The following is a 15,269-nucleotide window of genomic DNA, read 5'->3' on the forward strand; positions in this document are numbered from 1 at the left end:
CATGAGCTCGTCCAGCAAGAAGAACAGCTCGCGTGAGACCGTGAAGGCCGCAGGCGCCCTCGTGTGGCGCGAGAACGGCAAGCACCTCGAGGTGCTCCTGGTCCACCGTCCCCGCTACGACGACTGGTCCATTCCCAAGGGCAAGGTCGACCCCTGCGAGTCCGTGCGCACCTGCGCGGTGCGAGAGGTCGCCGAGGAGACCGGCGTGCAGGTCGTCCTGGGTCAGCCCCTCAGCCGCGTCCACTACAAGCTCGCCGACGGCTCCCGTAAGAAGGTCCACTACTGGGCCGCCCGTGTCGCCCTCGACGCCTCGGCCGCCGTCGCCGCACGCTGCGCCGTCAAGCCCGCCTCCACCAAGGAGGTCGACGCCGTCGAGTGGCTGCGCGTGGGGCAGGCCCGCAAGCGCCTGACCTACTCCTACGACCGTGACCTGCTCGGCGAGCTCGTCGACCTGTGGGAGGACGGCAAGCTCGACACCTGGACCCTGGTCCTCGTGCGCCACGGCCGCGCTGTCAAGCGTTCCGTGTGGAACCGCCCCAAGGAACGGGACAAGGAGACCGACGAGGCCACCCGCCCCCTGACCCACGACCAGGGCGAGACCCGGGCCCGTGCCCTCGTCCCGATCCTCGCCGCTTACGGGGTGGGCCGCGTCATCACCAGCCCCTGGAAACGCTGCGTGGACACGGTTGCCCCCTACGCCACGGCTGCGGGCCTGACCCTGGAGACGGCCGGCGCCTTCACCGAGATGGCCCACGCGAAGAACCCCAAGGGCGTGCGCTCTCTGGTCAAGAAGGTCCTGCGCGTGCGCGAGGAGCCGACGGCGCTGTGCACCCACCGGCCCGTCCTGCCCACCATCATGGACGTCGTCTCCCAGTACGCCCCCGGCAAGCTCCTGCGCTCCGTGCCCGATAGGGACCCCTGGCTCAAGACCGGGGAGATCCTCGTGGTCCACATGGCCCGCCGCCCCCGCGGCAAGATCCGCGCCGTCGCCATTGAGAAACAGCGCCCCGTGCTGTCCGAGGGGCGCTGACCGGGGCCTCCGACCACCACGCCGAACCGACCGGTGACGCTCCTCACGGAGAGTGTTTACCTTTCGTTTACCGACGTCACCCGGAACCTTCATCCGGGGCGCCTATCGTCACCGCTGCCTGACAGTCGTCCGGCACCCGACCCACCTCCCGACTCAGCGAGGAGAGCCTGTGCTCCTGACCCGTCGCGGCGCCCTGGGCACCCTGAGCGCGGCCGCCCTGACCGCGCTGGCCGCCTGCGGGCGTGACGCCGGCCCCGCCGACCCCAACGCCTCCAGCGACCTGAAGGGGGAGATCCGCGGCGCGGGAGCCACCTCCCAGTCCGATGCCCAGGACTCCTGGATGAACGCCTTCATGGGCGCCAACCTGCGCGCCACCGTCGACTACGCCGGTGGCGGCTCCGGGGCCGGACGCACCAAGCTCGTCGAGGGCGCCGTCGACTTCGCCGGTACCGACACCCCCATGACCACCGACGAGATCAGCAGGATCGGTGGCGTCGTCGAGCTGCCCCTCTACATCTCCCCGATCGCCGTGGCCTACAACCTGCCCGGCTTCACCGGGGAATCCCACGTCAAGATGACCGGAGAGGTCCTTGCCAAGGTCCTCTCCGGCGCCATCACCCGCTGGAACGACCCCGCCCTGGCCGCCCTCAACCCCGGCGCCGCGCTGCCGGACCAGCGGATCATCGTCGTCGGCCGTTCCGACGACTCCGGCACCACCAAGGCCCTGACCACCTACCTGGCCACCGTCGCCCCCGAGGTGTGGACCCATGAGCCCGAGGAGACCTGGCCGCTGCGCGGCGGCCAGTCCGGCGACGGCACCGCCGGCATGATCCAGACCGTCTCCGCGGCCACCGGCACCATCGGCTACGCCGACGCCTCCAAGGTCCCCGCCACCCTGGGAACCGTCGCCGTCGGCAGCGACGGGGCCTACGTGCCCGTCTCCGCCGACGCTGCGGCCGCCGCCCTCGACGCCGCCACCCTGGGCGCCGAGGCCGACGAGACCCGCCTGCTCTACACGCCCAGTCACGACGCCGACGGCGCCTACCCCATCGTCCTGGTCTCCTACCTCGCCGCCCGCCTGAGCTACGACGACGCCCAGATCGCCGCCGTCGTCAAGGCCTACCTGCGTTTCGCGGCCTCCACAAGAGGGCAGGATGCCTCTGCCAAGGCCACCGGCTGCGCCCCCATCACCCGCGAGATGCGCGAGAAGATCAACGCCGCCATCGACAAGATCTCCGCCTGAGCCGGCCGGCCAGCCATCACGACGCCGCACCGAACCGCACATGTCCAGCCAGCACCCGCCCACCCAGCCGCCGTCTCAGACACCCCGAGGAGGGTCAGCCGTGGCCAGCACCACCGCACCGTTGTCGTCGGCCCCACCGCCCGGCGCCGTGACCGCGCCCAGCAGCTCCGACGACGTCGCCATCCAGCCCGGGAAGGCCCCCGGGCAGACCGGCAACCGGATCTTCACCGGGCTGTCCTTCGGGGCTGGCACCCTCATCATGGTGGTGCTCGCTCTCGTGGCCGCCTTCCTCATCCGGGAGGCGCTGCCCGCCCTGACGGCCTCGCGCGAGACGCTGGAGTCGGTCTCCTTCATGCGCGATCGCAGCCTGTGGGGCTACGTGGCCCCACTCGTCTTCGGCACGCTGCTGTCCTCGACCATCGCCCTGGGTGTCGCGGTGCCGCTGAGCATTGGGGTGGCCCTGTTCATCTCCCACTTCGCCCCGCGGCGCCTGGCCCAGGCCCTGGGCTACATGGTGGACCTGCTGGCCGCGATCCCCTCGGTGGTCTTCGGCCTGTGGGGCTTCCTGTGGCTGGTGCCCCTGCTCGACCCCATCAACACCTGGCTGAGTGACAACCTCGGCTTCATCCCGCTGTTCGCCGACTACACGGCCCCGGCCAAGAACATCACCACCGCCTCGCTGGTCCTGGCCGTCATGATCCTGCCGATCATCACCGCCACCATCCGCGAGATCTTCCTCCAGACGCCGACGCTTCAGGAGGAGGCCTCCCTGGCACTGGGCGCCACCCGCTACGAGATGATCCGCCAGGCCGTCCTGCCCTTCGGCCGATCCGGCATCATCTCCGCGTCCATGCTGGGGCTCGGGCGCGCCCTGGGCGAGACCATGGCGGTCCTCATGATCCTCTCGCCCGGTATGGGGCTGAACCTCCGCGTCCTCCAGGCCGGTCAGCACCAGACCATCGCCGCCAACATCGCCTCGCAGTTCCGCGAGGCCTACGGGCTGAGCGTCAACGTGCTCATCGCCACCGGCCTGGTCCTGTTCATCATCACCTTCGCGGTCAACTCCCTGGCGCGGTGGATCATCGCGCGCCGCTCCGACTTCTCAGGAGCCAGCTGATATGACGCCCACACACACGCCCGAGCCCACCTCCGACGCCGCTTCCAACGGCGCGGCCTCCCGCCCCGACCCGGCCACCGGTGCTGCCGGCGAGACCGGTGCCCCCGCGCCCAAGTCCCTCAAGGCCGCGCTCGCGGCCGCCGAGGCCCCGGCCGCCCCGGTCGACCCGCTGGCCGACCCGCCCTCCATCGAGGGCGTGCCCCTGACCTCCTACCGTCTGCCCGACTGGTTCATCTGGGCGGCGCTGGGAGCCGCCTTCGTCGTCGTCGGCGGGATCGGCCTGCTGGCCGGATGGAGCATCGCCGCCGTCGTCACCCTGACCGCCCTGGTCTGGGTGGTGGGCGCCACGGCCGTCTCCTGGGTGCGCGAGGGCGATCGCTGGGGCCGCAACACCCTGGTGACCCTTCTCATCTACCTGTCCTTCGCCATCGTCATGGTGCCCCTGGTCTCCCTGGTATGGATGGTCCTGTCCGGCGGATCGGCCCGCTTCGGCTACGACTTCCTGACCACGAACATGCGCGGCGCCGACGCCTCCAACGGCGGCTTCTACCACGGCATCGTCGGCACCCTCCAGATCACGGGGATCGCCACCCTCATCTCCGTGCCCCTGGGGCTGTTCACCGCCGTCTTCCTCGTGGAGTACAACGGCGGCTGGATCGCCCGGGCCATCACCTTCCTCGTCGACGTCATGACCGGCATCCCCTCGATCGTGGCCGGGCTGTTCGCCTACTCGATCTTCCTCATCGCGGCCGGTCCCCGCTACCAGGCCGGCATCATCGGCGCCGTGGCCCTGAGCGTCCTCATGACGCCGGTGGTCATCCGCGGCGTGGAGGAGATGCTCAAGCTCGTCCCCTCCCACCTGCGCGAGGCCTCCTACGCGCTGGGCGTGCCCAAGTGGCTCACCATCGTCAAGGTCGTGCTGCGCACCGCGGTGGCCGGCATCACCACCTCCGTCATGATCGCCATCGCCCGCGTCATCGGCGAGACCGCCCCGCTGCTCATCACCGTGGGGCTGACGATCCGCACCAACACCAACCCGCTGAACGGCTCCATGTCCACCCTGCCGGTACTCGTCTACGACCAGTACTCCCGCGGGGAGGCCGCCGCCATGGAGCGAGCCTGGGCCGGGGCGCTGACGCTCATCATCCTGGTCATGCTGCTCAACCTCGCGGCCCGCCTCATCTCCAAGTACTTCAGCCCCAAGGGCGGCCGGCGCTGAGCCCCGCCGGGCCCACCGCGCCCGCAGCGCCACCAGAGCCCACCACCGTTCACCTCAGGTAAAGGAACCGACGTGTCAAAGCGCATCGACGTCATCGGCGAGAACATCTACTACGGCGACTTCCTGGCCGTGAAGGACGTCAACGTCGTCATCGAGCCTAAGTCCGTCACCGCCCTCATCGGCCCCTCCGGCTGCGGGAAGTCCACCTTCCTGCGCACCCTCAACCGCATGCACGAGACCATCCCCGGCGCCCGCGTCGAGGGCCAGGTCATCGTCGACGGCGTCAACCTCTACGGACCCGGCGTCGACGCCGTCCAGGTGCGCCGCGCCATCGGCATGGTCTTCCAGCGGCCCAATCCGTTCCCCACCATGTCCATCGCCGAGAACGTCCTGGCCGGGGTGCGCCTCAACAACCGCCGCATCAAGAAGTCTGACGCCGACGACCTGGTGGAGGCCTCCCTGCGCGGGGCCAACCTGTGGGACGAGGTCAAGGACCGCCTGGACCGTCCCGGCCTGGGCCTGTCCGGCGGCCAGCAGCAGCGCCTGTGCATCGCCCGAGCCATCGCGGTCAAGCCCGCCGTTCTGCTCATGGACGAGCCCTGTTCCGCCCTGGACCCCATCTCCACGCTCGCCATCGAGGACCTCATCTCCGAGCTCAAGACGGACGACACGATCGTCATCGTCACCCACAATATGCAGCAGGCCTCGCGCGTGAGTGACATGACCGGCTTCTTCAACCTGGAGGCCACTGGCAAGCCGGGCCACCTCGTCGAGTACGACTCCACTGACAAGATCTTCTCCGCCCCCAGCCAGCAGGCCACTGAGGACTACATCTCCGGGCGCTTCGGCTGAGGAATGAGAGGCCAGGTGTCACGAATGGCGACTTTTCAGGCCGTCTGAGGCCGCTCTGAGCGCACCCTGATTCACGTTTGTGCAGGTCAGTGCGTGATATGTCGCTCCGGGGGCTGGTGCCGCGCAGGTAAAAGTCGCCCGGAGTGACACTTTTGGGCGCCTTGCGTGACAGGGCGGTGCGGTCACGAGACGGAGGCGGGCGACAGGCCGCTCGGGAGAGATGGGGACGTCGGGCCGGAGAGCGCCAGTCGGCGCGAATGCCGCTCGCGGCGGCTTGAGTTGGAGCCCGGGGCCCGTCACGGCCCGACGCCGCCCACGAGTCTACAGGTCCGGGCTTGTGACCGTCCCGGTGTCCGCCCAGCGGTCGAAGCTCCCGTGAGTGCCGACCGCCCCTACACGTCCTCGGGTGCGTCCAGACGGTAGCCGACGTTGCGGACCGTGCCGATGAGGTTGTCGTGCTCGGTGCCCAGCTTGGCGCGCAGGCGCCGGATATGGACGTCCACCGTGCGTGAGCCGCCGATGTAGTCCTCGCCCCACACCTCGTGCAGGAGCGCATCGCGGGTCAGCACCCTTCCCCGGTTGGCGGCCAGGAACTTCAGCAGCTCGAACTCCTTGTAGGTCAGGTCCAGGATCACCCCGCGCAGACGGGCAGTGTAGGCAGTGACGTCGATGACGAGGTCCCCGACCTCGATGCGGTCGTCATCGACCTCGGCCACCACCGGGACGTGGGCTCGCAGCAGCCGCAGCCGGGCCGACAGCTCGGCGGGCTCGGCACCGGACATGACGAAATCGGCGGCTCCCCAGTCGATCTGGACCGCGGCAGCGCCGCCCTCCTCCAGGATGAGGATGATGGGCGGGCAGTCCATGGGGCCGGTGAACAGCTGGCACAGGGCACGGGCCCGGGTCAGGTCCCCACGCGCGTCGATCATGACGACGTCGGCGCTGTCCACCTCCACGTAGGAGGAGGGGATCGGGGGGAGGCACTCCACCTGGGAGTCGAGGAAGGCGGCGGCGGGCAGGACGCTGGTGGCGTCGCTCGCATGAGTGAACATGATGATCCGCATGGCCGCTCCTTCCAGGGCTCCGACCGGGACTCGCCGGTGCGTACGACCTGAGCAGCGGCGGTTCTGTCAGGGTAAGTCAACCACACGTGGCCGAGTGAGGAATCCTTCGGACGGCAACCGACCGGATAGGGGGATCCGGGCCGAGGGAGGTCGGAGTGGGGGTGACGGTCGCCGGGGTGTGGGACGATGCCTCCTGTGACTACCCACCACCGACGAGCCCAACCGGCTGCGCGCGCCCGTGGAGCCTCCCGCGACTCCAACGATGGAGCCATTCCTATGGCCCCCGCTGACGTGCGCGGTGCGACCGACTGGGCCAGCGTCATCGGCACGAGTGAGTCCGGGGGGACGAGCGCATCGGCGTCCTCGGCCGGTTCTCCGGCGTCCGCGCGCTCGGCCGACTCGGTGGACACCCTCGACGTCGCCGAGGATCTGGGCTACGCCACCCGCCGGGCCTCCAACCGCCCCAAGGAGCCGGGCCTGGTGGACCCGGCCTGGACCAGGCTCGCCTTCGCGGGCCTCGTGCCGCTGCTGTTGGCGGTCGGCTCGGTGCTGCCCGGCTGGGTGAGGCTGGCCCTTGTGGCCGTCCTGGTGCCGGCCGCCGCCCAGGGCTGGCCCGCGCTCGTACGCGCCCGGCACGACCTGGGGGCCACGATCGTCATGACGATCAGTGGGCTGGCGGCCGCGGCCAGTGTCTATTTCCTCGACGACATGGGGGTGGCCGGCCTGGTCATGGCCTTCTCGATCCTGGTGGCCTTCGTCGGGCAGATGCTGCGGCGCGACGGCCGGCACAATCTGGTGGAGGACCTGTCCTCAACAGTCGCCGGATGCCTCGTCGTGGTCTCAGGATCGGCCTGGTGCGCCCTGGAGCCCGGGCTGGCCGACCCGGCCGTCGTCGTGCCCACCTGTCTGGCGCTGTTCGTCGGCGCAGTCCTGACCGTCCTCAACGTGCGCGCCCGGATGCTGGAGGCCCTCACCGTCATGGTCCCGGCGCTGCTCGCCGGCGGTGCCGGTTACGTGCTGGCGGCAGCCGGCTTCTTCGGCCTGTCCCACATCAGCGCGATGGCGGCCCTGCAAAGTGCCGTGGCCTGCCTCGTCGTCGGCTTCGTGGCCGGGGTTCTCATGGCCGCCGGCAACCGGGTCCTGTGGACCCACCGGTGGGTGCCCGGCGGGCGGGCGGCGGTGGCCTCCGCGCTCGTGCCGATCTTGTCGGTCGGCGTCCCGGTCTACGCCATCGCCCGCCTCATGGGCGGATTCCTCGCCGGCTGACGACGGCCACCCAGCCCTGCGAGGGCCCGAAAACCCGCATCAAGGTGTCTGAATGTCCAAATTGGTGACAAAGAGATTCCGAGTCTCTGCGGTCAAGCGAAGGAACCGCGGAATCATGCGGTTTCATCTGGCGCGCTCAGTGTTCTTCACCGCCTTTGTCTCCGATTTGGACACTGCGGTGCTGATCCTGTCCGGATCTTCAGCTCCGGACCGCGCCGGACACTCAGGGCGCTGGCGGTTCCGCACGGCCCGGGCGGGCGGCGCGTGTCCCGGGCTGGGGTGACGTCGTAGGCTGCGGGCATGGCATTCACTCTTCCTGACGACCTCGCCCCCGAGCTCTATCCGCTGGCCTGGCTGGTCGGCACCTGGCGCGGCTACGGCATTCTCACCTACGGCGAGACCGTGCCCGAGCAGGCCGTCTACCAGGAGATGAGCTTCGACCACGACGGCGGCCCCTACCTGCGCCAGACCACCACCATCTGGACGGTCGACGCCACGCGCTCCAAGAACCTCGACTTCGAGATGCCCGGCCTCCAGGGCGCCTCCCTGCTTGCCCCCGCCCAGATCTGGTCCACCGAGACCACCTACTGGCGGCCCGTCGGCCAGGAGCAGCCCGACGGCGCAGACGCCGCCGCTGAGAGCACCGAGGCCGCCGACGACGCCGAGAGCACCGGCCCGCTCATCCCCGTCACCCGGCTCGAGCTCGTCTCGACCGACCCCGCCGGCCACGTCGGTGTCTGGGAGGGCTGGATCCAGGGGCCGCGCGCCCAGGTCGGCACCCAGGCCGTGGGCCGGGCCCGCACCGCCGCCCCCGTGGAGGAGATGACCCGCATGTTCGGGCTCGTGGGCGGCGACCTCATGTGGACCCAGGACATGGCCGCCTTCGGTCAGAGCGAGGTGACCACCTACGCCTCCGGCCGGCTCGGCCGCGTCGATGACCCCGACGACCCCGCCGCCCAGCCCGGCTCCGGCCTCGAACCGGCCGACGAGGCGTCTGAGCCCTCCGAGCCCGCCTCCGACGACGCCGAGCCGACCGCCTGATGCTCACCTCCCCACTGCTGACCCGCCCTGGCGCCGTCGCCTCCGCCCCGGGCGACCCCGACGAGACCGTCCCTTCCCACTTCGGCGACCCTGGGCGCGAGCAGGCCGCCCTGGCCGAGGGTCGGGCCGCCTGCGCCCTGGCGCGCGACGTCGTCGCCGTCACCGGGCCGGACCGCCTGAGCTGGCTGACCACGCTGTCCAGTCAGGTCCTCACCGCCCTGGAACCCGGCGACGGCGGCGCGGAGGCGCTGCTCCTCGACGCCCAGGGGCACATCACCCACGCGCTCGCGGCCCTCGACGACGGCCACACGCTCTGGCTCACCACCGAGGCGGGCAGCGGCGCGGACCTGGCGGCCTTCCTGGACTCCATGCGCTTCATGCTGCGCGTCGAGATCGCCGAGCGGCCCGACGTCATGGTGCTGGCTGCCGTGGGGGAGGGGCTCGACGCCTTGGCGCAGGCGGCACGCGACACGGCATTGGACGCGTCGGAGGCCCCCGACGTGCAGGCCGGTACAGCCGAGGTGCGGGGCTCGCTCATCGGTCTGTGGCGCGACCCGTGGCCGGGCGTCGTCGAGGGCGGCACGAGCTACGACGTCGGAGCGGACCGGCCGCATCCCGGCGAGGGCTACCGGGCCGGCTTCGTCCTGGTGCCCGCGCGGAGCGTGGACGTCGTGGCGGGAACCTTCCTCGCCGCCGAGCCGAGGCGCCGGCTGGCCGGGGCGCTGGCCTGGGAGGCACTGCGCATCGAGGCGGGACGCCCGCGCCGCGCCCGTGAGGCCGACGCCCGCGCGATCCCGCACGAGCTGGACTGGCTGCGCACGGCGGTGCACCTGACGAAGGGCTGCTACCCGGGCCAGGAGACGATCGCGCGCACCCTCAACCTGGGGCGGCCGCCGCGCCGCCTGACGGTGCTCCAGCTCGACGGCCTCGGCGGCGACCTGCCCCGGCCGGGTGCGAGCGTGCGCATGGGGGAGAGGCCCGTGGGAGCGGTGACCTCCGTGGCGCGACACCACGAGCTCGGCCCCATCGCCCTGGCCCTGCTGCGCCGCGCCGTGCCTGCGGGCGAGCAGCTGACCGTTGAGATCACCGAGGTTGATGAGGCCACTGGTGAGACGGTCGTCGTCGGGCGGGTCGACGCCGCCCAGGAGCCGCTGGTCTCACCTGAGGGACGCGCCCAGGCCAGCCCCGCCGAGCGCCCCGGAGCCGAGCTGCGCAAGGGGCTGCGGCTCTGAGCGTTTCCCGGCTGCGGGGGCCTCTCGTCGGCCGGCGCGTCACCAAGCAGCCACCGGGTGCCTGAGGTGTCAAGTGTTCTCGCTGGGCGTGGCTGTATCACTGGGTTCGTGGGCCACCGACCGGTAGCCTGGTGCGCGTGAGCGTCCTTCTTCAAGTTGCCGTCTTCCTCGCTGCGGCCGTCAAGTGGACCTGGCTCGCGGCCCAGGTGGTCGCGATCCTCATGGGTGTCTGGGCGCTGGTCGACTCGCTGCTGCGCCCGACGCAGTACTACGTGGCGGCCGGTAAGAACACCAAACGGTTCTGGACCGTGGTCAACGCCGTTGGAACAGTGGTCGTCGGCGTCCTCGGGGCCGCCTCGATGCTCGGCCTGCTGGGTGTGGTGGCCAGTGCCGTCTACCTGGTGGACGTGCGTCCAGCCCTGCAGGCGCTGGCGCCGGTGCGGGTGCGCTCCTCGATCCGCATCCCGGGGCGGGCCTCGCAGCGTCGGCCGGGGCGCGGTGGTCGCGGCCCGCGCGACTGGAGCGCTGGTCGCTGATGCGCGCGGTCATTCAGCGAGTCAATCGGGCGGCCGTTCGCGTCGACGGTGAGGTGGTCGGGGAGATCACCCGGCCCGGCCTCATGGTCCTGGTGGGGGCCACGCACGACGACGGCCCCAAGCAGGTGGCCACGGTCGCCCGCAAGATTGCGGACCTGCGGCTCCTGGAGGACGAGCTCTCGGTGTCCGACGCCGGTGCGCCGGTGCTCGTCGTCTCCCAGTTCACGCTCTATGCCGATACCCGCAAGGGAAGGCGCCCCACCTGGAACAAGGCGGCCCCCGGCGAGGTGGCCGAGCCCCTGGTGGAGGCCGTGGCCGAGGACCTGCGTGGGCGCGGCCTGGAGGTGGCCACCGGCCGCTTCGGCGCCGACATGAAGATCGACATGGAGGCCGACGGCCCGGTGACGATCCTGGTCGAGGCCGAGTAGGGCCTGTTGCGAAAGTGGGGTGAAGCGTCCGCGTGTTCGTACCCTCTACCCCTCGAACGCGAGTTCTAAGTAAGGTACGACCGCGACGTCGGCGACTGGCGTGCGGACATCAGCCCACAGTCGTGACGGGAGGCGGGGGCTACGGCTCCTCCTCGGTGGCTGAGGCACGGCACCGCCGGTCCCTAGCGTTGCGGGTAACGTGAAACCCGCGCAACGAGAGGAGCTGGAGATGAGCACAGGGGCCAGAAGAGAGAGGGTCGTGGTCACTCACGTCGCCGGGAGGATCGGCGACCACAACGACCGAGCCATGGCGGCCTCACCGCGCCTGGCCGCCGCCCTGGCGCGGCGCTACGACGTCGAGCCCGTCGTCATCGGATCACCCCGCCCGGCGCTGAGCGTGGGTTGGCAGGTCGAGCTCGACGCCGCCCGCGACGAACTGGAGGCGCTCGCGGCCCACTACGAGGTGCTGTGGGCCGGCTCTGCCGTACCGGTGACCGCGTTGAGCCGCTGTGCCGGGGCGCTGGCGACCCTGCCCGTCGTTGCTGCCAACCGGCCCGACGCGCTCGTCGTGTGGTTCGACGCCCACGCCGACCTCAACTTCCCGGAGAGCACGCCGAGCGGCTACCTCGGCGGCCTGGCCCTGTCCGGACCGTTGGGGCTGTGGGACTCCGGACTCGGCGCAGGGCTGGGCACGGACAACGTGGTCCTGGCCGGGGTGCGCGACATCGACCCGCCCGAGGCCGATCTCATCGAGGGTGCGGGCATCCCCCTCGTCGGGCCTGGAGAGGGCTTCGCTGAGCGGCTCGGGCGGGTGGTGGACGGCAGGCCCGTCTATATCCACATCGACTGCGACGTGCTGGAGCCCGGTGTCGTGCCGACCGACTACCTCGTCGGCGGAGGCCTGAGCCTGGCCGAGCTGCGCCAGGCGGCCGAGGTCCTCGCCCGCGGCGAGGTCGTCGGCATCCAGATCGGCGAGCTCGAGACGGCCACTGGGGAGGAGGACCTCGACCCACTGCTAGACGCCCTGTCCCCCGTGCTCGACGCCGTCGGCTGAGCCGGGCCGGCCCTTGCGGTCTGTCCCGCCCATGGATGGGGTGACTGCTGTGGGGCGACAAAGAGGCATGATCAAGCGCGCGGGTGCGTTCTTCGATCTGGATTCCGGGGTGGGCCTCGCAGCGCCGTCCGGACATACGCAACAGGACTTAGGTCGAAGGAGGCCGACGATGCGATGCCGTGGCCGATGTGATGTGAGGAGGTGCTGAGATGACGGGGCGCTCGCGGGTGGTGGTCGTCGTCATGATGCTGTGGTGGGCCTTTTTCGGCTGCGTCAGCGTGTCCTGGTCACTGGGCTCCCCGTGGCTGGTCGATACGGTCCTTCAGGGCGATGCCCTGCGGCTCGCCCAGGAGCGGCCCACCTGGTTCGTCGTGGTCGTCTTCGTCTCCGGGCTGGTGAAGCTGGGGTTCGTCGTCTTCGGCTTCGCCCTGCTGCGCCCGGACGTCATCAGGGTGCCGCGTTGGATGCGCCTGGCCTTCGGCTGGGTCTCGGGGGTCCTGCTCATGGCCTACGGGATGGCCGGTTCGGCGCCGGCGATCCCGAGGCTCCTGGCGGGGGAGCCGCTCTCGCGCTACGGCTGGTGGCGGCTGGTTCTGTGGATGCCTCATTTCTGGGTGGGCGGGATCCTGGTGCTGGCCGCAACGGTCGCCTACCTGCGCTCGAGCCGGCTGGCGTCGATCGGTTCCACTGTGCACGCGGGCCCTGCTGAACGCTGACTCCCCGCGGCAAGTGTCCACCAAGCGGACATCAAGCCGCCGACGTCGTCGGGCGCAGTTTCTGAACCGCGTCATTCCGCGGTTCTCCGGATGGAGTAGTGAGCCCGAGCCGGTTCATGTCCGCGCTGTGGACACCTGCCCCGCTGAGAATGCCGGCGGCCACCGGTTGTTATCCACAGGCATCTCCGTTCTTCTGGTGTCTGTCTCCGTATCGGCTCAACATGTTGGTCATGGACACCAGCGCGTTGCTCACTCGTATCAGTAATGCTCATGGTGCGGCTCGTCAGGTGGATCTTCACCTAGAGCGTTCGGAACGTCGTCGCCTTCAAGCACTTGTGGACTCCGGCCACCTTAGGCGGTATCCGCATGGTGTGGTGGCCCTGCCCGACGTCGACAAGAGAGTGCTGATCGCTCGCGTTCATCGGGGGTTGATCACGTGTGAGCACGCGGCTGCGCACTACCGGCTGCCGCTGCCGTCGTCGCCGAAGACTCTTCATGTCCTCATACCGCTGGGGCACAAGGCGGCGCCGTTATGGGGTGAGCATCAGCATGAGACCCGGGATCTCCCGCCCGTGCCCTTGAGCGCCTTCCCCGTTGCTCCCCTGGCACGCTGTCTCGCTGATCTTCTGTGCTGTGCGCAGGAATGGACCGCCTTGGTTGCGGCTGACGCCGCCCTCCATCAGGGCCGGGTTACGTACGAGCAGGTCGGTACCTACTTGCGTGGATCGCGCCGGGTGCTGGGGCGCCGGCGCCTGCAGCGGACGAGCAGCCGGGCGCGCAGCCCGCTGGAGACGTTGGCGCGTATCCAACTGCGGGGTGCCGGTCTCGACGTGGTTGATGGGGTGGAGATTGGTGGCGTTGGTGAGGTGGATCTTCTGATCGCGGGGTGGCTCGTCGTCGAGCTTGACGGCTACGAGTACCACTCGGACATGTGGTCCTTCGACCAGGACCGTTCCCGTGACCGGGAGCTGGCGCGGCTGGGATACACCTCCATCCGGTTCACGGCGAACAACGTGCGTTCGGGCAGGATCGTCGACGAGGTCAGGAGGGTCCTCGCTGCCCATCCGGGCGCGGCAAGAGTGAGGATGGCGTCTCGCAGCGCATGAGGATGTCCACCCAGCGGACATAAAAGCCATTGAGGAAGGGAGTCGTGCGAGAGAACCGCGGAATTCTGCGGATCTCAAATTGGGGCTCAGACTGAGACCGTGTTCATGTCCGCGCGGTGGTCACTCAATCCGGTCGGAGCAAGGGAGAGGGCCGGGTATGCGCCCCCGACTGCGCTTCCCGGCCCTCACCTGAGTGTCACTCGGGCAGCCACCCCGGCTCAACGGGGAGTATTCCCCAAATCGTCCGATGGGTAGATCCCTGGTTCAGCAGGTCAGAGTCACGTCGTCGGTGACGGTGGAGCCGACAGTGGTGGAGGTGGAGATGCCGGTGAGCTCGTGGTCGTCGGCGTTGCCGCCGGTGCACACGATGGCGCAGGGACCCCTGCGGACGGGGTCGGCCATGAGTCCGGCCAGGCTCGCGGCCCCGGCGCCCTCGGCCAGGGTGTGGGCGTGGGTGGACATGAGGCCGACGGCGTGCTGGATCGCGTCGTCGTCGACCAGGATGAAGTCGTTGAGGCTGCGGCCCAGCACGGACTGGGTGAGGGCGAAGCTCGCCCCGACGGCCAGGCCCGCCACGCGGGTGCGGCTGACGACGGTGGCCGGCTTGCCGGACTTCCAGGCACGGTGCGCGGCCGGAGCAGCACTGGACTGGACGCCGATGACCCAGCACTCGGGCGCCAGGACATCGCGCACGAGGCAGGCGCCTGCGGCCCCGGAGCCTGAGCCGACCGGGGCGTAGACGCTCCGTAGGCCGCGGTGGCGACGGAAGAGCTCGAGGTAGACGGTGGCGTGTCCGAGGACGATGGCCGGCTCGTCGCCGGGGGAGACCATGCGCATCCCCTCGGCCAGCGAGAGGGCCTCGGCGTGGGCGAGCGAGTCGCACATCGTCTCGCCCTCCACGACGACGCGGGCGCCCAGGGCGCGCACCGCGGCCACTTTGCGGGCCGGTGCGCCCACCGGGACGACGACGGTGACGGGCACGTCGCTGCGTGCGCCGGCCCAGGCCAGGGACTGGGCGTGGTTGCCGGTGGAGGCGGTCACGACACCGCGGCGCCGCTCCTCGGGGCTGAGCGTCGCCATGAGCGCCACCCCGCCGCGGACCTTGAAGGCACCGGTGGGCTGGACGTTCTCGTGCTTGACCACGACCTCGACCCCGGCCTCGGCGTTGAGCAGCGGGTAGGACCAGGCGGGAGTCTCGGGCAGGACGCGCGAGACGGCCTCGTAGGTGCGCAGGACGGCATCGAAGTCGAGGATCGCCTGCGTGCTGGTGGCGGGCGCCTGGGGCAGGGTGTCGGTTGCGGTCATGGCTCCATGATGATGACGGCCGGGCTATCGGTCCAATGAATGTTTTATGGAATACCCATC

15 protein-coding genes are annotated in these 15,269 nt (G+C 70.3%); 13 read left to right on the plus strand and 2 right to left on the minus strand.

What is annotated here, in order from left to right; all coding sequences use genetic code 11:
* The first annotated feature begins 1 nt into the window (after position 1).
* From BKH33_RS09705 to pstB, 5 genes are all read left to right on the plus strand, one after another.
* Positions 2–1,030 carry an NUDIX hydrolase gene (locus tag BKH33_RS09705; RefSeq protein ID WP_003785823.1) on the plus strand — a complete coding sequence of 343 codons (1,029 nt, stop codon included), beginning with the start codon at positions 2–4 and terminating at the stop codon, positions 1,028–1,030.
* A gap of 169 nt (positions 1,031–1,199) precedes the next feature.
* Positions 1,200–2,273 carry a phosphate ABC transporter substrate-binding protein PstS gene (gene pstS, locus BKH33_RS09710; RefSeq protein WP_003785830.1) on the plus strand — a complete coding sequence of 358 codons (1,074 nt, stop codon included), beginning with the start codon at positions 1,200–1,202 and terminating at the stop codon, positions 2,271–2,273.
* 100 nt (positions 2,274–2,373) lie between these two features.
* Positions 2,374–3,390, plus strand: a complete 1,017-nt coding sequence (gene pstC / locus BKH33_RS09715) for a phosphate ABC transporter permease subunit PstC (protein ID WP_003785829.1) — start codon at positions 2,374–2,376, stop codon at positions 3,388–3,390.
* A 1-nt stretch (position 3,391) separates the two neighbouring features.
* On the plus strand, positions 3,392–4,609 hold the full coding sequence (gene pstA / locus BKH33_RS09720; RefSeq protein WP_171972003.1) for a phosphate ABC transporter permease PstA: 1,218 nt from the start codon (positions 3,392–3,394) through the stop codon (positions 4,607–4,609).
* Positions 4,610–4,681: 72 nt separating this feature from the next.
* Entirely contained in the window at positions 4,682–5,461 is a 780-nt protein-coding gene (pstB, locus tag BKH33_RS09725; RefSeq protein ID WP_076142717.1) for a phosphate ABC transporter ATP-binding protein PstB, read from the plus strand.
* Between the two features lie 392 nt (positions 5,462–5,853).
* On the opposite strand, the gene BKH33_RS09730 is transcribed toward pstB, so the two are convergent.
* Positions 5,854–6,525, minus strand: a complete 672-nt coding sequence (locus BKH33_RS09730; protein WP_075409212.1) for a winged helix-turn-helix domain-containing protein — start codon at positions 6,523–6,525, stop codon at positions 5,854–5,856.
* 186 nt (positions 6,526–6,711) lie between these two features.
* Here BKH33_RS09730 and BKH33_RS09735 point away from each other — a divergent pair, with 186 nt between their 5' ends.
* From BKH33_RS09735 to BKH33_RS09770, 8 genes are all read left to right on the plus strand, one after another.
* Complete coding sequence (locus BKH33_RS09735; RefSeq protein WP_043539018.1) at positions 6,712–7,791, plus strand: hypothetical protein; 1,080 nt, start codon at positions 6,712–6,714, stop codon at positions 7,789–7,791.
* A gap of 300 nt (positions 7,792–8,091) precedes the next feature.
* Positions 8,092–8,832, plus strand: coding sequence for a heme-binding beta-barrel domain-containing protein (locus BKH33_RS09740; RefSeq protein ID WP_003781708.1), 741 nt, complete (start codon positions 8,092–8,094; stop codon positions 8,830–8,832).
* Positions 8,832–10,064 carry a CAF17-like 4Fe-4S cluster assembly/insertion protein YgfZ gene (ygfZ, locus tag BKH33_RS09745; RefSeq protein ID WP_076142718.1) on the plus strand — a complete coding sequence of 411 codons (1,233 nt, stop codon included), beginning with the start codon at positions 8,832–8,834 and terminating at the stop codon, positions 10,062–10,064. The genes BKH33_RS09740 and ygfZ overlap by 1 nt, the downstream gene beginning before the upstream one ends.
* 137 nt (positions 10,065–10,201) lie before the next feature.
* A complete protein-coding gene (locus BKH33_RS09750; RefSeq protein ID WP_003784824.1) occupies positions 10,202–10,600 on the plus strand; it encodes a DUF2516 family protein in 399 nt (132 codons plus the stop codon).
* The gene (dtd, locus tag BKH33_RS09755; protein WP_003784829.1) at positions 10,600–11,028 is read left to right on the plus strand and encodes a D-aminoacyl-tRNA deacylase; all 429 of its coding nucleotides are present in this window, start codon (positions 10,600–10,602) and stop codon (positions 11,026–11,028) included. The genes BKH33_RS09750 and dtd overlap by 1 nt, the downstream gene beginning before the upstream one ends.
* 229 nt (positions 11,029–11,257) lie before the next feature.
* Positions 11,258–12,082, plus strand: a complete 825-nt coding sequence (locus BKH33_RS09760) for an arginase family protein (RefSeq protein ID WP_003784800.1) — start codon at positions 11,258–11,260, stop codon at positions 12,080–12,082.
* Between the two features lie 209 nt (positions 12,083–12,291).
* Complete coding sequence (locus BKH33_RS09765; RefSeq protein ID WP_003784796.1) at positions 12,292–12,798, plus strand: DUF3995 domain-containing protein; 507 nt, start codon at positions 12,292–12,294, stop codon at positions 12,796–12,798.
* Positions 12,799–13,028: 230 nt separating this feature from the next.
* Positions 13,029–13,904 carry an endonuclease domain-containing protein gene (locus tag BKH33_RS09770; RefSeq protein WP_232621481.1) on the plus strand — a complete coding sequence of 292 codons (876 nt, stop codon included), beginning with the start codon at positions 13,029–13,031 and terminating at the stop codon, positions 13,902–13,904.
* 264 nt (positions 13,905–14,168) lie between these two features.
* Here BKH33_RS09770 and BKH33_RS09775 read toward each other — a convergent pair whose 3' ends face one another.
* On the minus strand, positions 14,169–15,209 hold the full coding sequence (locus BKH33_RS09775; RefSeq protein WP_003784823.1) for a threonine ammonia-lyase: 1,041 nt from the start codon (positions 15,207–15,209) through the stop codon (positions 14,169–14,171).
* Between the last annotated feature and the right edge of the window lie 60 nt (positions 15,210–15,269).

Origin of the sequence: Actinomyces naeslundii, assembly GCF_001956585.1 — a bacterium.
Lineage (GTDB): Bacteria > Actinomycetota > Actinomycetes > Actinomycetales > Actinomycetaceae > Actinomyces > Actinomyces naeslundii.

Bases quoted from the DNA above. Each gene is read 5' to 3' on its own strand.
- BKH33_RS09705 (WP_003785823.1), top strand. From the start codon at position 2: ATGAGCTCGTCCAGCAAGAAGAACAGCTCGCGTGAGACCGTGAAGGCC.
- pstA (WP_171972003.1), top strand. From the start codon at position 3,392: ATGACGCCCACACACACGCCCGAGCCCACCTCCGACGCCGCTTCCAAC.
- BKH33_RS09730 (WP_075409212.1), bottom strand. From the start codon at position 6,525: ATGCGGATCATCATGTTCACTCATGCGAGCGACGCCACCAGCGTCCTG.
- BKH33_RS09735 (WP_043539018.1), top strand. From the start codon at position 6,712: ATGCCTCCTGTGACTACCCACCACCGACGAGCCCAACCGGCTGCGCGC.
- BKH33_RS09740 (WP_003781708.1), top strand. From the start codon at position 8,092: ATGGCATTCACTCTTCCTGACGACCTCGCCCCCGAGCTCTATCCGCTG.
- ygfZ (WP_076142718.1), top strand. From the start codon at position 8,832: ATGCTCACCTCCCCACTGCTGACCCGCCCTGGCGCCGTCGCCTCCGCC.
- dtd (WP_003784829.1), top strand. From the start codon at position 10,600: ATGCGCGCGGTCATTCAGCGAGTCAATCGGGCGGCCGTTCGCGTCGAC.
- BKH33_RS09760 (WP_003784800.1), top strand. From the start codon at position 11,258: ATGAGCACAGGGGCCAGAAGAGAGAGGGTCGTGGTCACTCACGTCGCC.
- BKH33_RS09765 (WP_003784796.1), top strand. From the start codon at position 12,292: ATGACGGGGCGCTCGCGGGTGGTGGTCGTCGTCATGATGCTGTGGTGG.
- BKH33_RS09770 (WP_232621481.1), top strand. From the start codon at position 13,029: ATGGACACCAGCGCGTTGCTCACTCGTATCAGTAATGCTCATGGTGCG.
- BKH33_RS09775 (WP_003784823.1), bottom strand. From the start codon at position 15,209: ATGACCGCAACCGACACCCTGCCCCAGGCGCCCGCCACCAGCACGCAG.